The sequence below is a fragment of the Sphingobium ummariense RL-3 genome (genome assembly GCF_000447205.1).
In the GTDB taxonomy this organism is placed as follows: Bacteria; Pseudomonadota; Alphaproteobacteria; order Sphingomonadales; family Sphingomonadaceae; genus Sphingobium; species Sphingobium ummariense.
Genome location: NZ_AUWY01000120.1, coordinates 169854 through 195233 on the forward strand (window position 1 = coordinate 169854; position 25380 = coordinate 195233).

Consider the following 25380-nt stretch of genomic DNA (forward strand, 5'->3'; position numbering starts at 1 on the left):
TTGCTCGCTCAGTCGTCCTTGGGCGGCGGATTCTTGATGTCCGGGTCGATCGACAGAGCGGTCCACTGCGGCTCGCCGGAGGGCGAAAGCTGCAGCAGGTCGACATTGACGTTGAACGCGTGCCGCGTGCCATATTTGCCGCCCTTGTTGAAGCGTGCGCGGAAGCGGGCGATCTTGTAGCGATCCAGCTTCTCGTCATAGCCATCATATTCCAGCCCGCCGTAAAAGGAAGCGAGTGGCTGCTTGGTCGTGATGCCATCGATGTCCTTGGAGAAATAGAGCTGGTCGCCCTTCAGAACGATTTCCACGATGGAATCCTTCTTGATGGCGATGTAGTCGCGGCCGGGCACGTCGGGCTGTTCGAAGCGCAGCACGATCCGGTCGTTCTGAGCCTTCAGGGTGACGTGGAAGCGGATCGGCTTGTCATCCGCGACGCCCAGCGGGAACTGCGGGGCCAGCCCGCAATGCTGATAGTTCAGTGTCGACATGGTCACTCCCTTCGATTAGCCAGCGGCCTGGTCAGCTTGCGCTGCCAGACACGCCAGTCGTTGTTGTCCGGATCGGATGCGACCAGCCGGTCCACATCCTCCCGTGCCTCCGCCCGCAGCATCTCCGCCCGCTGCGTCTCGCCCAGCGCGTGAAGAAGCTTCGACATCGAATAGCGGGCAAGCATCCAGTCCTGCAGATAGCCCGCATTCTTCGGGTCGTCCTTGAGCAGCGACTGGAGGATTTCCCCCTGCCGCTTGCGTTGCTGAAGAGCGGCGGCATCTTCGCCCTGCAGCCGCAGCGCGTCGGCCATCCACGCGTGGCGGTTGGCGAGGTCGGCGGCGATGTCAGGATCGCCGGGGGCCATGCGATGGACGCGCTCCATGGTCGCCAGCGCGGCGCTGCAGTCCTTCAGCGCCTGCGCGCCCGCATTCCGGGTCACCGCGATGGTGCAGATATTGCCCTGCGCATAGCCCAGTTCCCGCCAATAGGCGCGGTTGCCCGGCTCCTGCCTGACGAGTTGCTGCGCGAGCGACTGATAGGAACGGAAACGCGGCAGCGCGGCGTCATACCGGTTCCGCATGAAGTCGACATAGCCCAGCCAGAACTCGCTTTGCGCATGGGCGAACAGCCGCTTGGGATCGTCGGGGTCGGCGGCCCGCAGCGCAGCCGTCACGCGATAGGCCTCCGCGAACTGCGCCAGGGCGCCGGCCGCGTCGCCGCGCTTGAAATCGTCCGCACCCATTGCCTGCAGGATGCGTGCGCGCCGCTCCAGCGAATCGGCGGGCAGGGCGGACAGGTCCGGCTGCTCCGCATAATAGCCCAGCGCCCGCTTGTTCACGGTCTGAAGAACGTCGAGCCGGCCCACCCCCTCCAGTTTCTCCCGCAGGTCGGTGAGCATGAATTCGATCAGTCCTTCGGCCTGCTGGCGCTGCTTTTCCGCCTCGCTCCGCGCACGCGCCACGAAGACCAGCATCAGCGCCATGAATAGGGCAAGAAGGACCAGCAAAAACGTGACGCCGATCACGCGCCGCAACTGTCTTTGCGCATCCCGCTGGATGATCTGGTCCAGCGCGACGCCGGTCAGCCCGGCGACGATCTTCAGCCGCGCGAGCTTCGCGCCGTCCCGGTCGGGATGGAAATCGGCAGCGATCGGCTCCTGCTCGACGCCGTCGGGGTCGCGCGCCAGCAATGCCGGGGGGAAGCTATCGGCAGGCTCGCCCTGGATCAGCGCGGCGATGACGGGACGATCGGGATGAAGCTCCCGGAACAGCGCGATTTCGGCATCGACCCATCGCGATGCCTTGGCCGCGGGCGAGCAGAGTACGAGCAGCGCGTCGGACTGCGACAGCGCCAGGCGGACTTCCCGGTCAAGGCTGGAGGCGGCGGGAAGCTCGGCCCGGTCGCGAAAGATCGGCGCGAGCCGCCGCGGTACCGGGCCACGCGGAGAAGGTGAACCGGCAAGGCGGGAAGGCAGGCGATAGGTTTCGAGCCAGCGATGGAGGCGGGCGGCGAAACGCTCATCGGCATGGCTGTAGCTGAGGAAGGCCCGGTACCGGCGACGGTCCGCGGCGTCATCGCCGATGCTGCTCCCCGTCATGCCGGCCACACCGTCACTGGATCATGCCCCCAATTCCCCGCTGCGATGGATGCACCTTTCGACGCGCCAAGGCGAGGGGAATCATGGAAGCGGGCGCGGAAAGGGTGGCGGAACCGCCTCTGGTCAGCCGCCGGCGCGGGGGTGGGCGTGCCGATAGACGTCCAGCAGATGCGCGGCGTCCACCTGGGTATAGACCTGGGTCGAGGACAGGCTGGCATGGCCGAGCAATTCCTGCAGCGAACGCAGGTCGGCGCCGCGCCCCAGCAGGTGCGTCGCGAAGCTGTGGCGCAGCGCATGGGGTGTCGTGCGCTCCGACAGGCCGAGCCGTCCACGCGCGCCCTGGACGGCGCGGCGGACCAGCGCGGGGGAGAGCGGCCCGCCCCGTGCGCCGCGGAACAGAGCGTCCTCCCTTCCCATGGGAAAGGGACAGAGTGCGACATAACGATCGATCGCGTCGCGCACCTGGGGCAGCAGCGGCACGATGCGCGTCTTGTTGCGCTTTCCGGTCACGCGCAGCGTCTCGCCCAGCGGGAGCACCGCGCCGGTCAGCCCCATCGCTTCGCCGATGCGCAGCCCGGCGCCATAGAGCAGCAGCAGCACGGCCCAATCGCGCGCGCCGATCCAGGGCTCTCGCGCCGTCTCGGCAATGTCGCCGGCGAGCGCCACCGCCTCGTCGGGGGAGATAGGGCGAGGCAGGCCTCGCTTGACCCGCGGGCCCTTCAACTGCGGCAGCCGCCCATCCTCGCCGCCGACGAACTTCAGGAAGCCCCGCACGGCCGATAGCTCCCGGGCGGCCGAGACATTGCCGATCCCGTCCAGCCGCCGGTGAGTGAGAAAAGCACGCAGGTCCGCCTGGCCAAGCGTGGCCAGTGTCGCCGCGCTCACTGCCTCGCCCCGATGTTCTGTCAGAAAGGCCGCCAGCCGCTCCGCCGTCGCCACATAAGCGCGCACCGTGTGCGTCGACCGTCGTCGGTCGAGCGCCAGATGTCGGCGCCAGCTTTCGATGATGTCAGCGGCCATGGCCCCCTTTTAGGGGAACGGCCAGCGGTTGGGAATGCGTGCTCTCCCCAATCGCCCTTGAATTTCCTCCCCGAATGGGCACATGGACCCCTATGGACGCTCCCTTCGATCCGGCCGACCAGCCGACCGGGATCCTGATGACGCTGTCCCCGCTGGTGGGGCGTGTGCTGGCTCCCAATCCATCGCCCTTCACCTATACGGGGACGCAGAGCTATCTGGTCGGCACCGATGACTTGGCGGTTATCGATCCCGGGCCGGCGGAACCCGCCCATCTCGATGCGCTGACATCCGCCATTGCCGGGCGCAAGGTCGTGGCGATCCTCTGCACCCACACGCATCGCGACCACAGCCCCGCCGCGCAGCCGCTGGGCGAGGCGACGGGTGCTCCGATCATCGGCTGTGCGCCGCTGACGCTGGATGACGACGGACCGCGTGCAGATGCAGCGTTCGACGCCTCCTATCGGCCCGACAGGGTACTCGCGGACGGCGAGCGGCTGACGGGAGAGGGATGGACGCTGGAAGCGGTGGCGACGCCCGGCCACACATCCAACCATCTGTGCTTCGCCCTGCCGGAGGAAAAGGCCCTGTTCACCGGCGATCATGTGATGGGCTGGTCCACCAGTGTCATTTCGCCGCCCGATGGCGACATGACCGCCTATATGCGGTCGATGCAGCGGCTGGCCGACCGCGACGACGCGATCTACTATCCTGCCCATGGCGAGCCGGTCGACAATCCGCAGCGGCTGGTGCGCGGCATGATGGGCCATCGCAAGCAGCGCGAGGGGCAGATCATCCGCTACCTGACGCGCAACGGCGCCAGCGGGATTCCGGACATGGTGTCGGAAATGTACCGGGGCATCGACCCACGCCTGCATGGTGCCGCCGGGCGATCGGTCCTGGCGCATCTGATCGACCTGGATCAGCGCGGCATGGCCGGGCCGCTGGGAGACGGGCGATGGCAGATGCGTTGAAGCGGCATGGCCTCGCGATTGCGGTCGCGCTCCTGATCCTTGCGGTCGGTGCGGCGATGCTGGTCGGCTGGCAGCGCTACAATCGCGACTATGTGGTGGCGGTCGAGGAAGACGGATCGGCCGTGACGAAGGTCATCGCCGAGAGGATCGCGGGCACCAGCAGCCTCAAGGTCTCCGAACTGAGCGGCACGATCCAGAGCACGGCGCAGGACGTGAGGGGCTTCGGCCTGCTGAAGTCCGACCAGGTCGTGAAGATGCCTTTCTCCGTCGACTATTTCGTCGAGGTCGGCGCCCTTGGTCCGGACGACCTGGAATGGAATGCGCAGACACGCACCCTGATCGTCAACGCGCCCGATGTGAAGCCGGGCAAGCCCAATATCGACGAGAGCCGTCGCACGCTGGTCCGCACCAACGGGCTGTTCGTGACGCGGCAGGCGGGCGAGGAACTGAGTCGCCGCACCTCCGCCCATGCGCAGGCGCGGGTCGGCGCATCCGCCCGGTCGCCCGAGCGCATGGCGCAGGCGCGCGAATATGGACGCGCCGCGCTTTCGAAGCTGATGCGCGCGCCGCTGGACGCGATGGGCTATGGCGATGCCCGCGTGCTGGTGACTTTTCCGCTCGAGCGGGAGGGAGCGAACCGGGAGCGGTGGGATGTCACTACCCCGATCAACCAGGTGCTGGACGAGCGGGACAAGCGGCAGAAAAACGGGAACTAGGCGCCCGCGCCGGAACGCGATGCCGACTGGCTTCCCAGCGCGCGCGCCACTTCGACGAATTCCTCGACGCTGACCGTTTCCGCGCGGCGCTGGGGGTCTATGCCCACCGTCTCCAGCGCGTCGAGCGCGCCGGGTAGGCCCTTGAGGCTCTGGCGGAGCATCTTGCGGCGCTGGCCGAAAGCTGCGGCGGTGAGCCGTTCGAGATGCTTGAGTTCGACGCCCTCGGGTGCCGGCTTCGGCGTGATGTGGACCACCGCCGACATGACCTTGGGCGGCGGGGTGAAGGCGCTGCGGTGGACCTTCATCGCGATGCGCGCGTCGCCGCGCCATTGGGCGAGGACGGCGAGGCGGCCATAATGGTCGCCGCCGGGCCGGGCGACGATGCGTTCGGCCACCTCCATCTGGAACATCAGCGTGAGGCTGGACCACCAGGGAAGCGGATTCCAGTCGGCCGAGAGCCAGCCGATCAGCAGCGCCGTACCCACATTATAGGGAAGATTGGCGATGATATGCGCGCCCTCGCCGGCCTCCGTGCGCGCATCCACCTGCATGGCGTCGCCGGACAGGACACGGAGCTGGCCGGGAAACGCCTCTGCCAGTTCGGCCAGCGCCGGAAGGCAGCGCTCGTCGCGCTCGACCGCGACGAGACGGGCCCCGGCGCGCAGGATCGCGCGGGTGAGACCGCCCGGACCCGGGCCGACCTCGAAGGCGGGCCTGTCGCGAAGGTCGCCGGGGATGGCCGCGATGCGGTCCAGCAATTGTTCGTCCAGCAGGAAATTCTGGCCCAGCGCCTTGCTGGCCTGAAGGCCGTGCGCGGCGATGACCTCGCGGAGCGGGGGAAGAGACGGGCGGACGGGGCTGGTCATGATTGGCGCGGCCTGATCACATCTGCCTCAGCCGGCATAGGCGAGACGGGATCGGGCGGCTTCGGCCGCCATCTTGAGCGCGGCCACCATCGCGCCGGGATTGGCGCTGTCCGTGCCGGCGATGCCGAAGGCGGTGCCATGGTCGGGCGACGTGCGCACGATCGGCAGGCCCAGCGTGATGTTGACGCCCTCGTCGAAGTTCAGCGTCTTGATCGGGATCAACGCCTGATCGTGGTACATGCAGAGCGCCGCGTCATAGGTCTGGCGCGCGCGCGCGTGGAACAACGTGTCGGCGGCGAGCGGGCCGACGATGTCCATGTCCTCTTCCCGCAGGGACTCCACGGCGGGACGGATGACCTCTATCTCCTCGCGGCCGAGCGCGCCGCCTTCGCCCGCATGGGGGTTCAGCCCCGCGACGACGAGGCGGGGGCGGGCAATACCGAAATTGCGCTGCAGCCCCTTCACCGTGGTGAGCGCGCGGGCGCGGATCAGATCGACGGTGAGGGCAGCGGGCACCTCCGCAAGCGGGATGTGGATGGTGACCGGCACGACCTTGAGCGAGGGGCCGGCGAGCATCATCACGGCGTTTTGCGGGGAAACGCCGCAGCGTTCGGCGACGAATTCGGTCTGGCCGGGATGGGTGAAGCCGACGCCGTAGAGCTGTTCCTTGCCGACGGGCGCCGTGACCAAGCCTGCCGCCGATCCGGCGCGGGCCAGGCCGACCGCCACCTCCAGCGCCTGGAAGGCGGTGCGGGCGCCATCGGTGCTGGGGACGCCGGGCACGACCTCCCCCGCATCGGCGACCTTCAGGCAGGGCAGGGCGTGGGGGAAGGCGGCCGCGGCCTGTGTCGGGGTTTCGATAACGGCGACCGGTCCGGACCAGACGGCGCGCAGCGATGCGGGATCGCCGATCGCGAAGAAGGGGGGTAGTCCCCACGCTTCGCGCATGACCCAGGATTTCGCGACGATCTCCGGCCCGATGCCAGCCGGATCGCCCAGTGTCACCGCGAAGGGGACGGAATGGGGGGCGTCAGTTATAATCGATGACCGCATCGCGCCGCAGGTCGCGCAGGTAGATGCGCGCACGCTTGTTGACCCGCTCCTCCTCCATCTGCGCCATGATCTGTTCCGAACTGGGGGCGTTGGCGTCGGGCGCCTGGTCGCGGCCGCACACGACGAGCACGCGCACGCCGTCGGTGATCGAGCCGAAGGGCGGGGTCGCCTCGCCGACCTGGAGGTTGAGCAGGATGTCCTGAAGCTGCGGCGGCAGGTCGCGCAGCTTCACATTGTCGTTGTCGACGACATCCGCGCCGATGCGGCCGCCGACCTCGTTCGCCTGGCCGCAGCCCTTGATCTCCTTGATCGCGGCGGCGAAGGCGGCGGCCTTCTGGCTCGCCTGCTCCTTGGTGGTGCCGGTCGGAAAATTGACGGAAAGCTGCTTCAGGCTGAGCAGCGCATCGCGCGGATCGGCGGTCAGCACCTTGCGCTTGTCCATGACGTAGATCAGCGAAACGCCGCCCGCGACCGGGATCGGCCCTGCGATCTGGCCGACCTGCATCTCCGCGGCCGCCTGCGCCAGTTCCTCCGGAAGCTGGGCGGGGCGGACCCAGCCAAGGTCGCCGCCGACCGCAGCGGTCGATGCCTCGGAGAACTGCCGGGCATAGGCCTGGAAGCTGCCGCCCTGCTTGATCTGTTCGATGATGTTCCGCGCATTGGCGGTGATCTGGTCCATATTCTCCGGCGTGGCCGATAGGTAGATCTCGCCGATGCGATATTCGTCGCTGCCCTTCGCCGCGTTGAGGCGGTCGACCACCGACTTCACCTCTTCTTCCGACACGTTGACGAAAGGCTGAATGTTGCGGCGGAGCAGGCGGCTCCAGGCGAGCTCGCCTTCGATCTGGCGCTTGATGCTGGCGGGCGAGCTGCCCTGCGTGCGCAAATACTGGTCGAACTGGGTGGGCGACTGGCGGAAATTGGCCGCCACGCGCTCATAGCTCTGGTTGATTTCCGCCGGGTCGATCTTGATGTCGTTGGCGGCGGCTTCCTGGATCTGGAGCGTTTCATCGATCAGGTTGCGCAGCACCTGCACGCGCAGCCGCTCCTTCTCCTCGTCCGACACCTTGCCGCCATTTGCGGTGATGATGAGGGCCAGGCGCTGGTCGACGTCCGTGCCGGTGATGATGCGGCCGTTCACGATCGCGGTCGCCTTGCGGACGTTGGGATCGCTCTTGCCGAAGATGGTGAGATCACCCGGCAGGTTGAGCTGCTGCGTCTGCACGCCGCCGTCGTCGTCCACGGTCTGCGCCGCCACGCCGTCCAGCGCCGTTCCGGCGATCAGTGAAGCAAGGAGCACGGTGCGCAGGCCCCGGCGGACGGACGTGCCAAGCGAGGGGAACACGGAAACGACAGGCTGCATCGTCGACAAAACTCTCCAATACGAACCGGCGGGTGATGCGCCGATCCGCCTTAACCGGCCCTGAGCGGCGGAAGGGGACGCTGTTCCTTATATGCCAAGATTGCGAAAAGCGAGTCGTAGCTGGAAGCTGTTACCCTTTCGCGCGTCGCCGTTGGTCAGATAGTCGCGACGCCAGGTGAGGCCGATCGTCAGGCAGTCGTCCTCATAGGCGACGCCCAGGCGGTGGCGCACTGGTTCATAGCCGTCCGAGACGGAGACCGGATCCTCCTGCGCGTCGGTCAGGTCGATGACGGTCGAGCCGAAAACGGACCAGAAGCGGGCGAACTGGACACGGCCGCCGAGCCGCAGCTCCTCGCGATCCTGCAGGTCCTCCAGGCCGGCTCCGGCGTCGCGGTTCAGGCGCAGATAGCCGACCATTGCATAGGTCTTGCGGCTCCCCACGGTCGCATCGATCTCGTTGCGGCGGACGGCCAGGCTGTCCTTGTCCACCCGGAAACGGTGGGTGAAGCCAACGAAATCCTTGTAGCGGATGGTGGTGCGGCCGACGATGTCGGACAGACGACCGGTTAGACCGGTCCCCTCGGGCAGGATGCTCGGCCGCGTGTCGAGCCGGTAGCTCTGGCCGATATTGCTGTCGAGCGAGAAGTCGGACAGCGTGAGGTTGTATTCGAGGCCATAGGTTACGCGGGAACTGTCCTCGAACCGGTCGTAGCCCGAAAAGCGGTTGAGCGCGAAAAGGTTGCTGTCTTCCAGGTCGACCGCGCGCGCATCCTCATTGGGGAGCGACAGGTTGGCGAGCTTCGGCGCGCCCACGATCTGGATGCGCGGCGTGATGCGCTGGACGCCGCCGAACGCCTCGCCCATGAAGGGCCAGCGCAGGTCGATCGCCGCCGCCGCGATGCCGCGCGCCTGCCAGCCGCGCTGCCCGCGATAGCTGAGCGTGTCGGTCAGTTCATTGTCGCCGCTGTGATAGACATCTCCGCGCAGATAGGTGGTGAAGGTCACCTCCTGGCCCAGCCCCGTCAGCTTGCGCAGGTTCCATTCGAACGCGGCGAAGGCGCGTTGGGTATCCTGCCCGGCGGTGCGGGTAATCGCGAGGCTGTTCGCCTGAAACTGTACGCGGCCGCCGAGCAGGGGATCGGTCATGCGCAGGCGATAGTCGATCACGGGCAGCGCAATCGGCGTCTGGCCCTGCGAATCGCCCTGCCGCAGGGTCTGGACCGCCCAGCCGGCAAGCGAGAAATAGCTGTTCTCGCCGATCCGCTGCGTGCCCAGGGTGGACCGGAGGCGATCGTCGCGGCTGATGTCGTAGCGGCGCAGGAAGGTGCGGTCGCTCGTCACCCGGACCGACCCGTTGACGCTCCATTCCGGCGTCAGCTGCAATCCGCCGCTGGCGTCAACATAGCCGCGGAAATCCTTCTGCGATTCGGCCGGCAGCGTAGAGCCCGGCGACGTCTCGCCGATGCCGACGCGGCGCCCGTGCGTGACATAGCCGGTGATCTGATAGGCGCCCCGGTCCAGAAGGTGTCGGAAGTTGGTTTCCAGCATCGGCAGCGTGTCGGAATAGACATGCGGCGTGATGGTGAGGTCGCGATTGGGGGCAAGCTTGAAATAATAGGGCAGCGCGACCTCGAACCCGTTGACCCGGTCGTAGCGCAGGTTGGGCATCAGCAGGCCGCTGCCGCCATTGTCGCCCACAGGATGCGACAGGCCGGGCAGCGGGATCAGCGGCAGGCCGAACAGTTCGATATTCGCGCGGGTATAGGTGACCCGCTCGCGCGTGGGGTCGTAGATGACCTTCACCGCATTGATCTGCCAGGTCGGCTCTTTCGGGCAACCGTCGCTATCCTCGACCGCGCAGCCGGTATAGGCGGCATGGTGCAGCGTATAGACCCCGTTGACGCGCTCGCCCTTTACCGAGGCAAGGCGGCCGCCGGACTGGAGCACCAGCAGCATGTTGTCGACCGCACCGTCCTTCAGCGTGTCGGTGACGTCGAAGCGGTCGCCATAGGCCGTGTTGCCGTCCGGATCGGTGACGGACACATTGCCCTGCGCCTCCACCTTCCCGTTGTTGCGATTCCACACGACATTGTCGGCGCGCAGGCGGTTGCCCTGGCGCAGCAGCTGGACGTTGCCGCTGGCGGTCACGATCTCCGTATTGCTGTCATATTCCAGCTTGTCGGCGGCAAAGCCGATCTCGTCGTCATTGTCCGGGACCGGTGCGTCGGGCGGGGCGACCGTGATCTGCGGCTCGTTCAGCACAGGTTCGGGCGCCTGCTGCGCGTGGGCGGCGACCAGGTACAGATTGGCTGCGCCCGCGAACAGGAAGCATTTCAGGGGCAAGGAAAGACAGGTCTTCGGCAAGGGGTGGGCCTCTTTGGGGGCGCTTTCTTGGTCCGCCTATCGCATTGCTTGCGGCGCGCCGCAATCTTTCGCGGCGCGACACTGCGTGGAAATCGGTCGAACGCCTTTGCCAGACGGGGAAAGCCGCACTATCTGCCTAGCATCACCACCCACCAGCCGAAGAGAAAAGGCCCCTTGATGGAAATCGCGTTCAACCCGGTCCGCCCCGATGCCGACACCCTGGTCTTTGCCCTGCCCAAGGGCAGCGTCGATGCGCTGCCGGTGGCTGCGGCCGCTACGCTGGCGGCCGGCGCCGCGGCGAACCGCTTCGCGGGAGATGCGGGAACGAGCTTCGAAAGCTTCGTGGAGGAGGGTGGAAAGGTTGTCCGCGTGCTGCTGATCGGCACGGGAAGCGGCGGCGAGAGCGACTACGAACGCGCCGGCGCGGCACTGACAGCGAAGCTGCTGACGAGCGGCGCCGCTCATGCCGCGGTCGAATTCCCCGGTGGCGCGAGCGGCGAGGATGCCGCCCGGCTGGCGCTGGGCGCTCTGCTGCGCGGCTGGCGGATCGACACCTATCGCACGCGCCAGCCGGAAAAGGCGAAGCCGACGCTAGCGAAGATCACGATCGTGTCGGCGGACGGCGCCGACCTCTGGGAGCGGCAGTCGGCGGTGGCGGGGGGCGTCGCGTTCACCCGCGAGCTGGTGTCCGAGCCGGCAAACATCCTCTATCCCGAAAGCTTCGTCGAGCGCTGCCGCCCGCTGGAGGAGCTGGGCATTCGGATCACCGTGCTGGACAAGGCGGCGATGGCGGAGCTGGGAATGGGTGCTCTGCTGGGCGTCGCGCAGGGATCGGCGCGCGAGCCGCGCCTGATCGCGATGGAATGGGACGGCACCGGCGGTGCGCAGGACAAGCCCGTGGTCTTCGTCGGCAAGGGCGTGACTTTCGACACCGGCGGCATTTCGCTGAAGCCCGGCCCCGGCATGGAGGACATGAAGTGGGACATGGGCGGCGCGGGCGCGGTCGCCGGCGCGATGAAGGCCCTGGCGCTGCGCAAGGCGAAGGCGCGGGTCGTCGGCATCTGCGGTTTGGTCGAGAACATGCCCGACGGTAATGCCCAGCGTCCCGGCGATATCGTGACGTCGATGTCCGGCCAGACGATCGAGGTGCTGAACACCGACGCCGAAGGGCGGCTGGTGCTGTGCGATGCGATCACCTGGGCGCAGAAGACCTACGCGCCGGAGATCATCGTCGACCTCGCGACCCTGACCGGCGCGATGATCGTTTCGCTGGGCAATGAATATGCCGGGATCTTCTCCAACGACGACGGACTGGCGGACGATCTGATCGCGGCGGGCAAGGCGGCGGGCGATCCGCTGTGGCGCTTCCCGCTGTCCGACGCCTACAACAAGCTGATCGACAGCCCGATCGCTGACATGAAGAATATCGGGCCGCGCTTCGCCGGGTCGATCACCGCGGCGCAGTTCATCAAGCGCTTCGTCGACGACGGCGTCAAATGGGCGCATCTCGACATCGCCGGCATGGTGTGGGCGGACAAGCCTGGCGCTACGTGGGACAAGGGCGCGACCGGCTATGGCGTGCGGCTGCTCGACCGCTTCATCGCCGACAAGTTCGAGGTCTGATGCAGGTCGACTTCTACCAGCTGAGCCGCGATCCGGTCGACCAGGTGCTGCCCGCCATCGCGGCGCGCATCCTGGGGATGGGGGAACGGCTGCTGGTGGTGGCCGACGATCCGGAGCAGCTGGAGCGAATCTCCGCGGGGCTGTGGGCCGGGCCGCCCGAAAGCTTCCTTGCGCATGGCCGCGCGGGAGAGGGGCGGGATGCGGTGCAGCCCGTGCTGCTGGCGCGCGACTGCTCGGCGGTGAACGGGGCGCGGCACATCGCCCTGGTGGACGGACTCTGGCGCGAGGAGGCACTGGGATTCGAGCGGGCCTTCTATTTCTTCGATGCCGTGACGATCGAGGGCGCTAGGGCGAGCTGGCGGGCGCTGGCGAAGCGGGAAGGCGTCACTCCCCGCTTCTGGCGGCAGGAAGGGCGCAAATGGGTGCAAGGCCCCTGAGCCACGGCACGGTTAACGGCTCTTGCGGTGCAGAACTGGCCAGTCTAAAGGGCGCGCCATCTTATCCCCAACAATTCGGAGTTCATGAGGGCCATGGCCGTCACTCGCACCTTCTCGATCATCAAGCCCGACGCGACCCGTCGCAACCTGACCGGCGCGGTCACCAAGAAGCTGGAGGAGGCGGGCCTGCGCGTCGTCGCGTCCAAGCGTATCCGCATGACCCGCGAGCAGGCTGAAGGCTTCTACGCGGTGCACAAGGAGCGTCCCTTCTTCGCTGACCTGGTCGCCTTCATGATTTCCGGCCCGGTGGTCGTGCAGGTGCTGGAAGGCGAGGAGGCCGTGAAGCGCAACCGCGACATCATGGGCGCCACCAACCCCGCGAACGCCGACGAGGGCACGATCCGCAAGGAATATGCCGAATCGATCGAGGCCAATTCGGTCCATGGCTCGGACAGCGACGAGAACGCCGCGATCGAGATCGCCTATTTCTTCAAGCCGGAAGAGATCGTCGGCTGAGCTGATTTCCTGCCGAGGCAGGGATGATACGGATGACCCGGTTCTCTGCGGAGAGCCGGGTTTTTCGTGTTCGAGGTCGGTATGGCGGGGTTTCGGCCATTCCTCGTCATCCCGGCGAAAACCGGGATCCGCTTTCTTTTCTTTGTTCGGGTGGAGCCGGAAGGGGCGGCGCCTATCCCGTCGCGAACTCCGCCCAGATCGGCAGGTGATCCGACGCCTTGCGCGCCGTCGCGCTGGCGTGGACGCCGCAGTCCAGCAGCTTCAGGCGCCCGCAGTGCATGATCCGGTCCAGCCGCGCCACCGGCCGCCGCGCGTGGAAGCTGCGGCCGCAGGGCGCGAAGCTGTAGTGCCGGGCGAAGTCGGCCAGGCAACCCCGGTCCGCGCTCCATTCGTTGAGGTCGCCCATCAGCACGGTGGGCATCGCCTCGCACTGCGCGGCGGCATGGATCACGGCCGCCGCCTGCCGGCGCCGCCACAGGCCCGACAGGTCGAGATGCATGCCGAAGACCCTGAGCGACGTGCGGGCCAGCGTCACTTCCGCCGTGATCGCGCCGCGCGGTTCCAGGCAGGGCAGGTGCAGCACGTCATGAGCCGCGACCTGCGCCTCCTTGCGCACCAGGATCGCATTGCCGTGCCAGCCCATGGAATCGGCCTGCACGTTCAGCGGCACTGCCTTGTATCCGCTCTGGCTGTCGAGCAGGAAGGGCGGGATCGCGGCGGATCGCACGCCGAAGCGCCGGTCCGCCTCCTGCAGGGCCACGACGTCGGCGTCGATCTCGTTCAGCACGTCGATCACCCTTTCGGGCATGCGGCGGCGGTCGGTGCCGATGGCCTTGCGGATATTGTAGCTGGCGACGCGAATCCGATGGGAGGACATCGTCTTTCAATGCGTCAGCCGCCTTCGGGTTTCCAGCCTTTCGACGGATGGGGCGTTCAGGGGCGAAGGGGCGTCCGGTCGAACAGCCGGATCGGCGCCTCGCCCAGCCTCGCCTCGCCCATCGCCTGGAAGCCCAGCCGCTCGGCGACGCGAACCGATGCGGCATTGCCTGGCTCGATGATGCAGCGGATCGACGGAGCGTCCAGATGCGCGTCGGCCCAGCGCAGCACCGCGCCCACGGCTTCCGATGCGATCCCCTTGCCCCAGGCGGGCGGCGCCAGCACCCATCCCGCCTCGGGGACTCCCTCCAACTCGGCGATGCCGCGCGCGGCGCTCAGCAGGCCCGCTTCCCCCAGGAGGCCGCCCGTGGCGCGATCCTCGACCACCCACATGCCATAGCCCAGCAGCGACCACATGCCGGCATAGCGCAGCAGCCGGAACCACACCGCCTGCGCGTCCTGGGGCGTGCCGCCGATATGGCGGACCACGTCGGGATCGGCCCAGAGCGCGCGGCACTGCGGAAAATCGTCGATCCGGTGCGGGCGGAGCGTGAGGCGGTCGGTGCGAAGGATCGGGGCGCCGGTCATGCGAAACGCTATGGCGCGGCGCGCGCTGTGGTCAAGCCGCCGGTAACGGCGCACCTTCGGGCAGGGCGTGGGAAGGCCCCTCGGCCGCGATCAGTGCGCGGTCGTCCACCTGCCAGGGGTGAAAGCCGGGCAGGAAATAGCGGGCCCAGGGCAGCGCGACCCGCCGCACCATGCCCGGCCGCAGCAGCACATGACGCAGCAGCCCGCCCCAGGCGCGCAGCCCGGTGACCCCGTCCTGCCGCAGCAGTTCGATCATGCCGCGCGTCCGGTGGTGCAGGAACTGCTTGGTCACGACCAGCATCATCAGCGACCGCACCCGCCAGCGCTGCCATGCGCTCCAGTCCCGGGTCGCGTGCAGCCAGGTGTCGCAGGCGACGCCCTTGTGCTCGATCTCCTCCACCGCATGCCAGCGCCACAGCGATGCGACATGCTCGTCGGCACCTGCCAGATGGCGGGGATCGGCCAGCAGCTCATGGGCGAGGATCGCGGTGAAATGCTCCAGCGCCATGGTTGCGGCCAGGTTCAGGATCGGCGCGCGCTGTGCCGCAAGGTCGAGCACTTTCGTCACGTCCGCGTCCAGCAGCGTCACGTCATAGCCATGGTCCGTGACCTGGCGGTTGAAGGCCACATGCTCGCGGCTGTGCACCACCTCCTGCTTGATGAAGGCGGCGATCTCGCCGGCAAGCCGGTCGGGCACCCCGTCGCGGAACGCGCGGACGCTGTCGATGAAAAAGGCTTCCCCCCGGGGAAAGGTGACGGACAGGGCGTTGAAGAAGGCCGTGGCGAAGGGATCGCCGCCGACCCACAGGCGCGGCGCCCCTTCGCGCTGGAAGCGGCGATCGCGTGGCGTGATGGCAAGGTCCGTCGGGGTCGGCATTGCAGGCTCCTTTCCCCTGATCTAGGCAGATCATGGTCAATAAAGAGTTATTTACACTAATGTCAATAAGACGCACCCGTCTGACCCCGGACGAAAGCCGCCTCGTCGCATTGGAAGCGGCGCGGGGGCTGCTGATCGAGGCAGGGCCGCAGGCGGTGACGCTGAAGGCGGTGGCGGGACGTATCGGCCGCACCCATGCCAACCTGCTGCACCATTTCGGATCGGCGGCGGGGCTGCAGAAGGCGCTGGCCGCGCATCTGGGCGACACCATCACTACGACGATCGGGGAGGCGGTGGACGCGGCGCGGCGAGGGGAGACCGACCCGCGCACGATCGTCGACATGACCTTCGACGCCTTCGACCGGGAAGGGGCGGGCGCGCTCGCCAGCTGGATGCTCGCCTCGGGCAATGAGGATGCGCTCGACCCCGTGGTGGAGGCGATCCACCGGCTGGTCGACAAGCTGGTGGCCACCGCGCTGACGCCCGATCTGGCGACCTTGATCCGCGAAAACACCCTGATGCTGGTGCTGCTGGCGCTCGGGGATTCGCAGGTCGGCGGGCCGATGGCATCGGCGCTCGGCCTGCCGCGGGAGAAGGCGCGGGAGATCGCGACCCGCAGCCTGGTCTTCGCGCTGGCGCAGGAGGCCGCTGCGGCGGCGCGGGGAAAGGTTTAATTTTTGCGACGATGGCGCTATGGGCGCGCCATGCATTTTCTCGATCAAGCAAAGATTTTCATCAAGTCCGGCTGGGGCGGACCCGGCGCGGTCAGCTTCCGGCGGGAGAAATATGTCGAATATGGCGGCCCCGACGGCGGCAATGGCGGAAAGGGCGGCGACATCATCTTCGAGGCGGTGGCTGGCCTCAACACGCTGATCGACTTCCGCTACACCCAGCATTTCAAGGCGCAGCGCGGCCTGCCGGGCGCCGGCAAGAACCGCTTCGGGGCGGGCGGCGAGGATCTGGTGATCAAGGTGCCCGTGGGCACGCAGATCCTGTCCGACCCCCAGCCCATTCCCGGGACGGAGGATGAAAACGGCATCCCCGATTATGAGGACCAGGAACTGCTGGCCGACTTCACCGAAGTGGGGCAGCGCCTTGTCTTCCTGCGCGGCGGCGATGGCGGCCGGGGCAACATGTCCTACAAGACCAGCACCAACCGTGCCCCGCGCCAGCACGGCACGGGCTGGCCGGGCCAGGAGATGTGGGTGTGGTTGCGGCTCAAGCTGCTCGCCGATGTCGGCCTGGTCGGCATGCCCAATGCGGGCAAGTCGACCCTCATCAACCAGGTGACCAATACCAAGGCGAAGGTGGGCGCCTATGCCTTCACCACCACCAAGCCGCAGCTCGGCGTGGTGCAGCATCGCGACCGCGAGTTCGTGGTGGCCGACATTCCCGGCCTGATCGAGGGCGCGGCCGAGGGGGCGGGCATCGGCGACCGCTTCCTGGGGCATATCGAGCGCTGCCGCGTCCTGCTCCACCTGATCGACGCGACCAGCGACGACCCGGTCGATGCCTTCCGCATCGTGACTGACGAGCTCGCCGCCTATGGCGAGGGGCTGGACGAGAAGCCGCAGCTCGTCGCGCTCAACAAGGGCGACCTGCTGGGTCCGGAGCTGATGGAGGACATCGCCGCCCAGCTGCGCGACGAGGCCGGGGTGGAGGATGTCTTCCTGATCTCCGGCGCCACCGGCGAAGGCGTGCCGGCGCTGCTCGACGCCGTGCTGGAGGTCATCGACCAGGATCGCGAGGACGTGGCGGACGAGGGTGAGGTGGAGGACGAGCGCCCATGGTCGCCGCTCTGACCACGGCTCATCTCCCCCGAACCGAACGGAAGTCCTCCTAGCTCGCCATGACCCAGTCCCTCCCCGGCTTCCCTCCCTCCGTCATCCGCCGGCTGGTCATCAAGATCGGCTCCGCCCTGCTGGTCGACCCGGCGGGGGAGGTGCGGCTCGACTGGCTGCGCACGCTGGTCGCCGACGTCGCCGCCCGCCGTGCCGAAGGGCAGCAGGTCATCATCGTGTCCTCCGGCGCGATCGCGCTCGGCGCCCGCCGGCTGAAGCTGCCCAAGGGCGGGCGCGGCAGTCTGGAGGATGCGCAGGCGGCCGCCGCCACCGGCCAGATCGCCCTGTCGCAATGCTGGGCGGCGCTGCTGCACGAACGGGGCATCACCGCCGCGCAGATGCTGGTGACGCTGGACGATCTGGAGAACCGGCGGCGCTATCTCAACGCCTCGGCCACGCTGGAGCGGCTGATGCAGCTCGGCGTGGTGCCCGTGGTGAACGAAAATGACAGCGTCGCCACGGCGGAGATCCGCTTCGGCGACAATGACCGGCTGGCGGCGCGCATCGGACAGGCGGCACGGGCCGACGCGGTTGTGCTGCTGTCCGACGTGGACGGTCTTTACACCGCCAACCCGCATGTCGATGCGGGCGCCATGCTGATAGAGACGATCGAGCGCATCGACGCGCGCATTGCCGCCATGGCGGACGGGGGGTCCGCTTCGGGCATGGGATCGGGCGGCATGACCTCCAAGATAGAGGCGGCGCGGATCGCGACCGGCGCCGGCGCGCATCTCGCCATCATCTCGGGCAAGATCAACGCGCCGCTTTCCCATTGGGAACAGGGGGGCAGGGGCTCCATCTTCCTCGCCGCCCCGGCGCAGCGCGCGCGCAAGGGCTGGCTCGCCGGGCGCCTCGCCGTGCGTGGGCGGATCACCGTCGATGCGGGCGCGGAAAAGGCACTGGAGCGCGGCAACAGCCTTCTGCCCGCAGGCGTCGCCCGGGTGGAAGGTGTTTTCGCGCGCGGCGACGTGGTCGACATACTGGCGGAGGATGGCCGGGTGATCGCGCGCGGCCTCATCGAATATGACAGCGAGGAAGCGGCCCGCATTGCCGGCAAGCGCAGCGACGACATCGCCGCGCTGCTCGGCCATCTGCCCCGCTCCGTCCTCGTCCATCGCGACCATATGGCGATGGTCTGATACCCTTATGTCCATGAAGATCGCCATGACCGGCGCGACGGGATTCGTCGGCGCCGAAACCCTTGAGCAGGCCCTGGCGGCCGGCCACCATATCCACGCGCTGACTCGCCGCGCCCAGCCGCCCCGCGCACGCCTGAAATGGGTGCCGGGATCGCTGGAGGATCCCGCCGCGCTCGACACGCTGGTGCGCGATGCCGATGCGGTCATCCATATCGCCGGCGTCGTGAACGCGCCCGATCGCGACGGTTTTGAGGCGGGCAACGCCCGCGGCACCATCGCGGTGATCGACGCCATGCGTCATCGCGGCGTCCGGCGCCTCGTCCATGTCTCCTCGCTCGCGGCGCGCGAGCCGGGCCTGTCGGACTATGGCTGGTCCAAGGAACTGGCCGAACGGCATGTGAAGGCGAGCGGGCTCGACTGGACGATCGTGCGCCCGCCTGCCGTCTATGGCCCGGGCGACCGGGAGATGCTGGAACTGTTCCGCATGGCCAGGCGCGGCGTCATGATGCTGCCGCCCGGTGGCCGGCTGTCGGTCATCCATGTCGCCGACCTTGCCCGCCTGCTGCTGGTGCTGGCCGCGGATCGGGAGGTGAGCCACACCCAGGTCTATGAGGCCGACGATGGCGTTGCGAACGGCTGGGACCATCGGGATTTCGGTGCGGCGATCGGCCGCGCGGTGGGGCGGCCGGTGCGCACATGGGCGACGCCGGCCTGGCTCTTGGGCGTTGCCGCACGCGTCGACGGCCTGGTGCGCGGCAAGGGCGCGCGGCTGACGCCCGACCGGGTGGGCTATTTCTGCCACCCCGACTGGGTGGCGGCCACCGGCCGCCACGTGCCTCGGCAGCTCTGGATGCCTGCCGTGCCCACCGAAGAGGGGCTGAGGACGACCGCCGACGCCTATCGGAAAAAGGGCTGGCTCTAACCTGCTTTGCTAGGGTCGGAACCCGGCATGGAGGCGTGCATTCTCCTCGGATGGAGGAAAACATGACCGATCCCGATCAACCGAGCCCGCGCCGCGCGGGCCGCGCCGCCGCCTGGGTGATCGGCATCCTCCTCGCCATCATTCTGGTACTCTTCGTCGCCCGCAACGTCTGGCATGGCGAGGAACTGAAGGAAGATCAGGCGACCGGTGCCAACACCGCCGATCATTACCGCGATAGGTCCAATTATTAAGGGCGACTATTGCGCGCTGCCGTCCGTCGGCTTCTTCGCCCGCTGTTCCGCCAGGAAGTCGCTGATCGCCTGTCCGCTGGCATTGAGCAGGGGGAAGGTGCGCGCCTCGGCCAGCCAGTCGGGTCGCCGCGCGCCGCTGCCGTAGAAGGTGTCGTACACCAGGCTGAATCCCAGGAAGACGATGGTCGCGCCGATCAGTCCCTTGACCGCGCCGAAGCCCGCGCCCAGCACCCGGTCGACCGGCCCCAGCACCGACTGACGCGTGCGCCGGCCGATCGCATGGGCCAGCAGCTTGCCCGCGCCGAAGGTGACGCCGAACACCAGCACCAGCGCCAGGATCGCCGCGCCGCTTTCGGTGCCGACGAATGCCGTCAGCAACTCCGCGACAGACGAGTGGAACAGGCGGATTGCGAAGATCGCCAGCACCCAGGCGATCAGCGACAATGTTTCCTGCACAAAGCCGCGCATCAGGCCGAGCACGGCGCAGCCGCCGATCGCGAGCAGGACGAGAATGTCGATGGCGTTCATCGCGCCCGTGGCTATCCGCGCCCGAGCATCTGGTCAACAAGCTGGGCGAGGGTGCGGAAACCGCTGACCGATATTCCCTTCACCCCGTCGGCCACCGCGCCGGGAACGAAGGCCCGGTCGAAACCGAGCTTGGCCGATTCGCGCAGCCGCAGCGGCGCATGGGCGACCGGCCGGATCTCGCCCGACAGCGCGATCTCGCCGAACAGCACGATGTCGGCGGGCACCGGCCGCTCCGCGAGCGCCGAGATCAGCGCGGCGGCGACGGCCAGGTCGGCAGCCGGGTCCGACAGGCGGTATCCGCCCGCTACGTTCAGATAGACCTCGCAGGTCGAGAAGCTGAGCCCGCAGCGCGCCTCCAGCACGGCGAGGATCATCGCCAGCCGCCCGCTGTCCCAGCCGACCACCGCCCGGCGCGGCGTCGCCCCGCTGGACAGCCGCACGACCAGCGCCTGGATCTCGACCAGCACCGGCCGCGTCCCTTCCAGCGCCGGGAAGACCGTGGCGCCCGTCACCGTCTCGTCGCGATGGGTCAGGAACAGGGCGGACGGGTTGGCGACCTCCTCCAGCCCCTCGGACACCATGGCGAACACGCCGATCTCGTCGGTGCCGCCGAAGCGGTTCTTGATCGCGCGCAGGATGCGGTACTGGTGGCTGCGCTCGCCCTCGAAGCTCAGCACGGTGTCGACCATATGCTCCAGCACGCGGGGGCCGGCGATGCTGCCGTCCTTGGTGACGTGCCCGACCATGACCAGCGCCGTGCCGCGCTGCTTGGCGAAGCGGATCAATTCCTGCGCGCTGGCCCGCACCTGGCTGACCGTGCCCGGCGCGCCCTCGATCAGGTCGCTGTGCATCGTCTGGATCGAATCGATCACCAGCAGGGCGGGCGGCGCGCCTTCGCCCAGCGTGGTCAGGATGTCGCGGACCGATGTCGCGCTGGCCAGTTGGACCGGCGCATTGCCAAGCCCCAGCCGCTGCGCGCGCAGCCGCACCTGGTCGGCCGCTTCCTCGCCGCTGATATAGGCGACGGATAGGCCGCCGGCCGCGATCCGCGCGGCCGCCTGGAGCAGCAGGGTCGACTTGCCGATGCCCGGATCGCCGCCGATCAGCGTCGCCGACCCCGGCACGATCCCGCCGCCCAGCGCCCGGTCGAACTCGGCGATCCCGGTCGATGTGCGCGCCGGCAGCTCGACCTTGCTGTCCAGCCCTACCAGCGCGATCGCCCGGCCGCCCGTATGCAGGTCATGCCTTGCGGAAAAGACGGTCTCGGCCGCTTCCTCGACGATGCTGTTCCACTCGCCGCAATCCTCGCACTGGCCCTGCCACCGGCTCGCCACCGTGCCGCACTGCTGACAGACGAATTTGCGCTTTGCCTTGGCCATGGGCGCATTCTTAACGGAACAGAATGGGAACGCAAGCGTGGGGTGAGGGGGCAGGGTTGGATTGCGGCTTGCGGTCTGAACGAGATATTTCCTGCAACCGTTCGCCCTGAGTAGGGACTGAGCCTGTCGAAGGCCCGTATCGAAGGGTTGGCGTACTACATCGGTCCTTCGATACGCCATTTCGACAAGCTCAATGGCTACTCAGGACGAACGGGGTAACGGCCGCTTCCCACCCATCCCGTCATCCCCCCTCATCATGTTACGCCCCCAAGACGCGCCGTCACATTCCGCACCCCATGCTGTCACGGAACCTCAACCGCTCTGTCACCACGCTTACCCGCGGCGCTGTTACAATCGCGGCCAGCCGGGGAGGGGACGATGGCGAGGGGTCATCGCTCCGGTCGAGGAGGGTCGCGTCATGTACCGCAGGCATCTGGCGCTGCTGGCATTGGGGATCACCGCGCTCACGGGCTTTTCGCCCGCCATTTCCGACACCGGCCCGCCTCCGCGGGTGATGCCCGGGCCGAGCGTGCTGCCAGCCGGCTATCTGTCGGTGCTCACCTACAATGTGAACGGCCTGCCCTGGCCCGCCGCCATGGACCGGTCGCAGGCGCTGGCGAAGATCGGCGACAGCCTGGCGCGGATGCGCGCCGCCGGCACCGCGCCGCAGGTCGTGGTGCTGCAGGAAGCCTTCACCGAAGAGGCGAGAGGGATCGCGCAGCGTGCGGGCTATGCCTATACTGCCTACGGTCCCGGTGCTGCGGACCGGCAGCCCGAAACGCGCGGCTATGTGACGGCGCGCTCCTTCTGGAAAGGCGAGACCCTCGGCCCGGCGCTCTCGTCGGGCCTCGTCCTGCTGTCCGACTACCGGCTGAGCGCGGTGCGCCGCACGCCGTTCCCGAAGGACGCCTGCGCGGGCTATGACTGCCTCGCCAACAAGGGGATATTGTCGGCCCATATCGCCGTCCCCGGCGCGCCCGCCCCGGTGGAGGTCGTCGCGACCCATCTCAACAGCGGCAACCCCTCGGGCCAGCCCGAGTCCGTCAGCCGGGTCGCCTTCGCCCGCCAGCTCGATGCGCTGGCCGCCTTCACCGAAGCGCCGGAGAGCAAGCGCACGATCCGCATCTATGCCGGCGACTTCAACATGGGCCATTCGCCCGCGCGGCTGGAATTGCTGATGGGCTATATCCGCAACAAGAGGGCGAAGATCGCGAGCGCGCTCGGCCGCGACAAATACCGGCCCCTGTGCGAACGCAATCCTGCCAGCTGCTCGGCCGACCTCGCCATCGCCGCCAATGTGCCGCTGCGCCACGCCAATGACTGGCAGTTCTTCTCCGCGCCCGACACGGTTCAACTCGTCGCGGCGAAGCGCGATGTCATGTTCCGCGCGGAACAGGGGCAAAAGGCGCTGTCGGACCATATGGGCCTGAAGGTCATCTACCGCTTCCGCTAGAGAGAGCGGAGGGGCGGGGCAGGGAGTTTCCGCCAGCGCCTTGCCCTCCCCGCCGCGCTCGCCTAAAGCGCTTGCATGCCTCAAACGCCTGCCGCGCCTGCTTCGTCCGACCTGTCCGGGCGAGCGCTGTTTCCGCACCGGCACCTGCTTTCCATCGCCGACCTCAAGCCCTGGGAAATCCGCTTCCTGCTGGACGAGGCGGAGCAGTGGGCGCGTGCCAATCGCGGCCATGCGCGCAAGCATGACGATCGTCTGGCCGGCATGACGCAGATCAACGCCTTCTTCGAAAACAGCACGCGCACGCTCCTGTCCTTCGAAATCGCGGGCAAGCGGCTGGGCGCCGACGTCGTCAACATGGCGGCCGCGACCTCCAGCGTGAAGAAGGGCGAAACGCTGATCGACACGGCGATGACGCTCAACGCCATGTCCGCCGACGTCATCGTCATCCGCCATGCCAGCTCCGGCGCGGTCGCGCTGATCGCCGACAAGGTCGACTGCCCGGTGCTGAATGCGGGCGACGGCTGGCACCAGCATCCCACCCAGGCGTTGCTCGACGCGCTCACCATCCGCCGCCGCAAGGGCGGGTTCGAAGGGCTGGTGGTCGCTATCTGCGGTGACGTGCTGCACAGCCGCGTGGCGCGCTCCAACATGCTGTGTCTCGCCGCGCTGGGCGCGCAGGTCCGCGCGGTCGCGCCGCCGACGCTGATGCCGCCGCAGGTGGAGATGCTGGGCGCGACCCCCTTCACCCGCATGGACGAAGGGCTGGAGGGCGCCGACGTGGTGATGATGCTGCGGCTGCAGAACGAGCGGATGGACGGGGCCTTCATCCCATCCGCCCGCGAATATCACCGGCTCTATGGCCTGACGCCCGAACGGCTCGCGATCGCCAAGCCCGATGCGCTTGTGATGCATCCCGGCCCGATGAACCGGGGCGTCGAAATCTCCAGCACGGTGGCCGACCATCCCGATCGCTCCGCGATCACCGAACAGGTGGAGATGGGCGTCGCGATCCGCATGGCCTGCCTCGACGTCCTGACCCGCGCCGCGCGGGGCGTGGAGGGCTGGGCATGACGGCCACCCTCGCCATCGTGAACGGCCGGCTGGCCGACCCCTCCGGCACGCAGCTCGCCGCCGGCATCATCCTGATCGAGGGCGACCGGATCGCCGCGACCGGCGACGTCGCGGTGTCCGAAGGGGCGCAGACGATCGACGCGCAGGGCCTGATCGTCGCGCCCGGCCTGGTCGACCTCGGCGTCTTCGCGACGGACAAGCCCGCCTTCCATTTCGGCGGCATCACGCGCGCCGCGCTGATGCCCGACCAGTCCTCGCCGCTCGACGATGTCGGCCTCATCCGGCAGGCGACGCGGGCGGGCAAGCCCGACTTCTGGGTCCATCCGATCGCGGCGGCGACGCGCGGCCTCAAGGGCGCCGAGCTGGCGGAGATCGGCATGATGCAGGCCGCCGGCGCCAAAGCCGTGGGCACCGGGCGCCAGTGGATCGCGGATTCGGGCGTGATGGCGCGGGTGCTCTCCTACGCGTCCGGCCTAGGCCTTACCGTCATCACCCATGCGGAGGACGGCGGCCTCGCCGGCAAGGCGGTGGCGACCAGCGGCGAGACCGCGACCCGCCTCGGCCTGCCCCACGCGCCCGCCTGCGCCGAGGCAATGGCGATCGCGCGCGACATCATGCTGGCGCGCGAGACGGGCGCAGCGATCCATTTCCGGCTGGTCACGACCAGGGCGGGCTTCGACCTGATCCGCGCCGCGAAGGCGGAAGGCCTGAAGGTGACCTGCGGCATCAGCCCGGCCTATCTGTTCCTGAACGACCAGGCGGTGACCGATTTCCGCACTTTCGCCCGCCTGTCGCCGCCGCTGCGCGACGAGGACGACCGCAAGGCGTGCCTGGAAGCGGTCCGTGACGGCACGGTGGACGTGATCACCTCCGGCCACGACCCGCGCGGGCCGGAGGACAAGCGCCTGCCCTTCGCCGACGCCGCGCCCGGCATGGCGGGTGCCGAGACGCTGCTGGCGCTCTCGCTCAATCTGGTACGCGACGGGTTGGTGGGCATGAACCGGCTGATGGCCCTGCTCAGCGCCAATCCCGCACGCATCCTGGGCGTGAACGCCGGCAGCTTCGCGCCCGGCAGCGCGGCGGACCTGATCTTCATCGATCCCGACACTCCGTGGATCGTCGATTCGGGCAAGATGGCCGCGCAGGCCGGCAACACCCCCTTCGACCGCGTGCCCGTGCAGGGCCGCGCGCGGCGGATCATGAAGGGCGGGGCGTTCCTGTAGCCGTCGCAGGGCCGGTGGTTTCGCCTACCCCGTCATCCCAGCGAAAGCTGGGATCCCACTTTTCTCTCATCGCGCGGGGTAGAAGAAAGGAGATCCCAGCTTTCGCTGGGATGACGGGGCGGAGGCTTATGGCCGCTTCCTAGCATTGGATGCGCCGCCGGATACGGAGAGGCGCGCCCCTCGGGAACCACCTCCCCCCTCGCGCGCTTCCCTTGGG

At 68.2% G+C, this 25380-nt stretch carries 25 protein-coding genes; 13 read left to right on the forward strand and 12 right to left on the reverse strand.

The features are described from left to right. Positions 1-8: 8 nt before the first annotated feature. The 3 genes from M529_RS43560 to M529_RS43570 form a co-directional block, all read right to left on the reverse strand. Positions 9-488 carry a nucleotide synthetase gene (locus M529_RS43560; protein WP_021319520.1) on the reverse strand — a complete coding sequence of 160 codons (480 nt, stop codon included), beginning with the start codon at positions 486-488 and terminating at the stop codon, positions 9-11. A 2-nt stretch (positions 489-490) separates the two neighbouring features. After that, a complete protein-coding gene (locus tag M529_RS43565) occupies positions 491-2086 on the reverse strand; it encodes a toll/interleukin-1 receptor domain-containing protein (RefSeq protein WP_021319521.1) in 1596 nt (531 codons plus the stop codon). 123 nt (positions 2087-2209) lie between these two features. Next, positions 2210-3106 carry a tyrosine recombinase XerC gene (locus tag M529_RS43570; protein WP_021319522.1) on the reverse strand — a complete coding sequence of 299 codons (897 nt, stop codon included), beginning with the start codon at positions 3104-3106 and terminating at the stop codon, positions 2210-2212. 92 nt (positions 3107-3198) lie between these two features. Between M529_RS43570 and M529_RS43575 the strand changes: the two genes are divergently transcribed. Continuing rightward, positions 3199-4077, forward strand: a complete 879-nt coding sequence (locus M529_RS43575; RefSeq protein WP_021319523.1) for an MBL fold metallo-hydrolase — start codon at positions 3199-3201, stop codon at positions 4075-4077. After that, the gene (locus M529_RS43580) at positions 4062-4793 is read left to right on the forward strand and encodes a DUF4230 domain-containing protein (protein ID WP_031295457.1); all 732 of its coding nucleotides are present in this window, start codon (positions 4062-4064) and stop codon (positions 4791-4793) included. Before M529_RS43575 ends, M529_RS43580 begins: the two co-directional genes overlap by 16 nt. On the opposite strand, the gene rsmA is transcribed toward M529_RS43580, so the two are convergent. The 4 genes from rsmA to M529_RS43600 form a co-directional block, all read right to left on the reverse strand. Then, entirely contained in the window at positions 4790-5659 is an 870-nt protein-coding gene (gene rsmA / locus M529_RS43585) for a 16S rRNA (adenine(1518)-N(6)/adenine(1519)-N(6))-dimethyltransferase RsmA (protein WP_021319525.1), read from the reverse strand. The two genes, M529_RS43580 and rsmA, sit on opposite strands and share 4 nt — an antisense overlap. A 27-nt stretch (positions 5660-5686) precedes the next feature. After that, the gene (gene pdxA, locus M529_RS43590; RefSeq protein ID WP_031295458.1) at positions 5687-6712 is read right to left on the reverse strand and encodes a 4-hydroxythreonine-4-phosphate dehydrogenase PdxA; all 1026 of its coding nucleotides are present in this window, start codon (positions 6710-6712) and stop codon (positions 5687-5689) included. Further along, on the reverse strand, positions 6690-8075 hold the full coding sequence (locus M529_RS43595) for a peptidylprolyl isomerase (protein WP_021319527.1): 1386 nt from the start codon (positions 8073-8075) through the stop codon (positions 6690-6692). The genes pdxA and M529_RS43595 overlap by 23 nt, the downstream gene beginning before the upstream one ends. An 87-nt stretch (positions 8076-8162) precedes the next feature. Then, positions 8163-10418 (reverse strand): LPS-assembly protein LptD, encoded by a 2256-nt coding sequence (locus M529_RS43600; RefSeq protein ID WP_021319528.1) that lies wholly within the window; start codon positions 10416-10418, stop codon positions 8163-8165. Positions 10419-10616: 198 nt separating this feature from the next. Here M529_RS43600 and M529_RS43605 point away from each other — a divergent pair, with 198 nt between their 5' ends. The 3 genes from M529_RS43605 to ndk all read left to right on the forward strand — a co-directional run bounded on the left by M529_RS43605 (position 10617) and on the right by ndk (position 13015). Then, positions 10617-12062, forward strand: coding sequence for a leucyl aminopeptidase (locus M529_RS43605; RefSeq protein WP_021319529.1), 1446 nt, complete (start codon positions 10617-10619; stop codon positions 12060-12062). Beyond that, positions 12062-12499, forward strand: coding sequence for a DNA polymerase III subunit chi (locus tag M529_RS43610; protein ID WP_021319530.1), 438 nt, complete (start codon positions 12062-12064; stop codon positions 12497-12499). Before M529_RS43605 ends, M529_RS43610 begins: the two co-directional genes overlap by 1 nt. A 93-nt stretch (positions 12500-12592) precedes the next feature. Further along, positions 12593-13015 carry a nucleoside-diphosphate kinase gene (gene ndk / locus M529_RS43615; protein WP_021319531.1) on the forward strand — a complete coding sequence of 141 codons (423 nt, stop codon included), beginning with the start codon at positions 12593-12595 and terminating at the stop codon, positions 13013-13015. Positions 13016-13187: 172 nt separating this feature from the next. Here ndk and M529_RS43620 read toward each other — a convergent pair whose 3' ends face one another. Genes M529_RS43620 through M529_RS43630 form a run of 3 tightly spaced genes read right to left on the reverse strand, consistent with a single transcriptional unit; the run spans position 13188 to position 15356 of the window. Next, positions 13188-13892, reverse strand: a complete 705-nt coding sequence (locus M529_RS43620; protein ID WP_021319532.1) for an endonuclease/exonuclease/phosphatase family protein — start codon at positions 13890-13892, stop codon at positions 13188-13190. A 56-nt stretch (positions 13893-13948) separates the two neighbouring features. After that, positions 13949-14479 carry a GNAT family N-acetyltransferase gene (locus M529_RS43625; protein WP_021319533.1) on the reverse strand — a complete coding sequence of 177 codons (531 nt, stop codon included), beginning with the start codon at positions 14477-14479 and terminating at the stop codon, positions 13949-13951. A gap of 31 nt (positions 14480-14510) precedes the next feature. Then, positions 14511-15356: a metal-dependent hydrolase gene (locus M529_RS43630; RefSeq protein WP_021319534.1), complete on the reverse strand. Its 846-nt coding sequence runs from the start codon at positions 15354-15356 to the stop codon at positions 14511-14513. A gap of 59 nt (positions 15357-15415) precedes the next feature. Between M529_RS43630 and M529_RS43635 the strand changes: the two genes are divergently transcribed. The 5 genes from M529_RS43635 to M529_RS43655 all read left to right on the forward strand — a co-directional run bounded on the left by M529_RS43635 (position 15416) and on the right by M529_RS43655 (position 19509). Continuing rightward, the gene (locus M529_RS43635) at positions 15416-16030 is read left to right on the forward strand and encodes a TetR/AcrR family transcriptional regulator (protein WP_031295460.1); all 615 of its coding nucleotides are present in this window, start codon (positions 15416-15418) and stop codon (positions 16028-16030) included. Positions 16031-16060: 30 nt separating this feature from the next. Then, positions 16061-17158 carry a GTPase ObgE gene (gene obgE, locus M529_RS43640; RefSeq protein WP_021319536.1) on the forward strand — a complete coding sequence of 366 codons (1098 nt, stop codon included), beginning with the start codon at positions 16061-16063 and terminating at the stop codon, positions 17156-17158. A 47-nt stretch (positions 17159-17205) separates the two neighbouring features. Further along, on the forward strand, positions 17206-18336 hold the full coding sequence (proB, locus tag M529_RS43645; RefSeq protein WP_021319537.1) for a glutamate 5-kinase: 1131 nt from the start codon (positions 17206-17208) through the stop codon (positions 18334-18336). Positions 18337-18343: 7 nt separating this feature from the next. Further along, positions 18344-19258 (forward strand): SDR family oxidoreductase, encoded by a 915-nt coding sequence (locus tag M529_RS43650; RefSeq protein WP_021319538.1) that lies wholly within the window; start codon positions 18344-18346, stop codon positions 19256-19258. A gap of 62 nt (positions 19259-19320) precedes the next feature. Continuing rightward, positions 19321-19509, forward strand: a complete 189-nt coding sequence (locus M529_RS43655) for a hypothetical protein (RefSeq protein ID WP_031295462.1) — start codon at positions 19321-19323, stop codon at positions 19507-19509. 6 nt (positions 19510-19515) lie between these two features. Here M529_RS43655 and M529_RS43660 read toward each other — a convergent pair whose 3' ends face one another. Then, complete coding sequence (locus M529_RS43660) at positions 19516-20037, reverse strand: CvpA family protein (protein ID WP_021319540.1); 522 nt, start codon at positions 20035-20037, stop codon at positions 19516-19518. A gap of 11 nt (positions 20038-20048) precedes the next feature. Further along, the gene (gene radA, locus M529_RS43665; protein WP_021319541.1) at positions 20049-21416 is read right to left on the reverse strand and encodes a DNA repair protein RadA; all 1368 of its coding nucleotides are present in this window, start codon (positions 21414-21416) and stop codon (positions 20049-20051) included. 418 nt (positions 21417-21834) lie between these two features. Between radA and M529_RS47855 the strand changes: the two genes are divergently transcribed. From M529_RS47855 to M529_RS43680, 3 genes are all read left to right on the forward strand, one after another. Beyond that, positions 21835-22869 carry an endonuclease/exonuclease/phosphatase family protein gene (locus tag M529_RS47855; RefSeq protein WP_021319542.1) on the forward strand — a complete coding sequence of 345 codons (1035 nt, stop codon included), beginning with the start codon at positions 21835-21837 and terminating at the stop codon, positions 22867-22869. Between the two features lie 75 nt (positions 22870-22944). Beyond that, complete coding sequence (locus tag M529_RS43675) at positions 22945-23940, forward strand: aspartate carbamoyltransferase catalytic subunit (protein WP_021319543.1); 996 nt, start codon at positions 22945-22947, stop codon at positions 23938-23940. Beyond that, positions 23937-25163 (forward strand): dihydroorotase, encoded by a 1227-nt coding sequence (locus M529_RS43680; RefSeq protein ID WP_021319544.1) that lies wholly within the window; start codon positions 23937-23939, stop codon positions 25161-25163. The genes M529_RS43675 and M529_RS43680 overlap by 4 nt, the downstream gene beginning before the upstream one ends. The last annotated feature ends 217 nt before the right edge of the window (positions 25164-25380 follow it).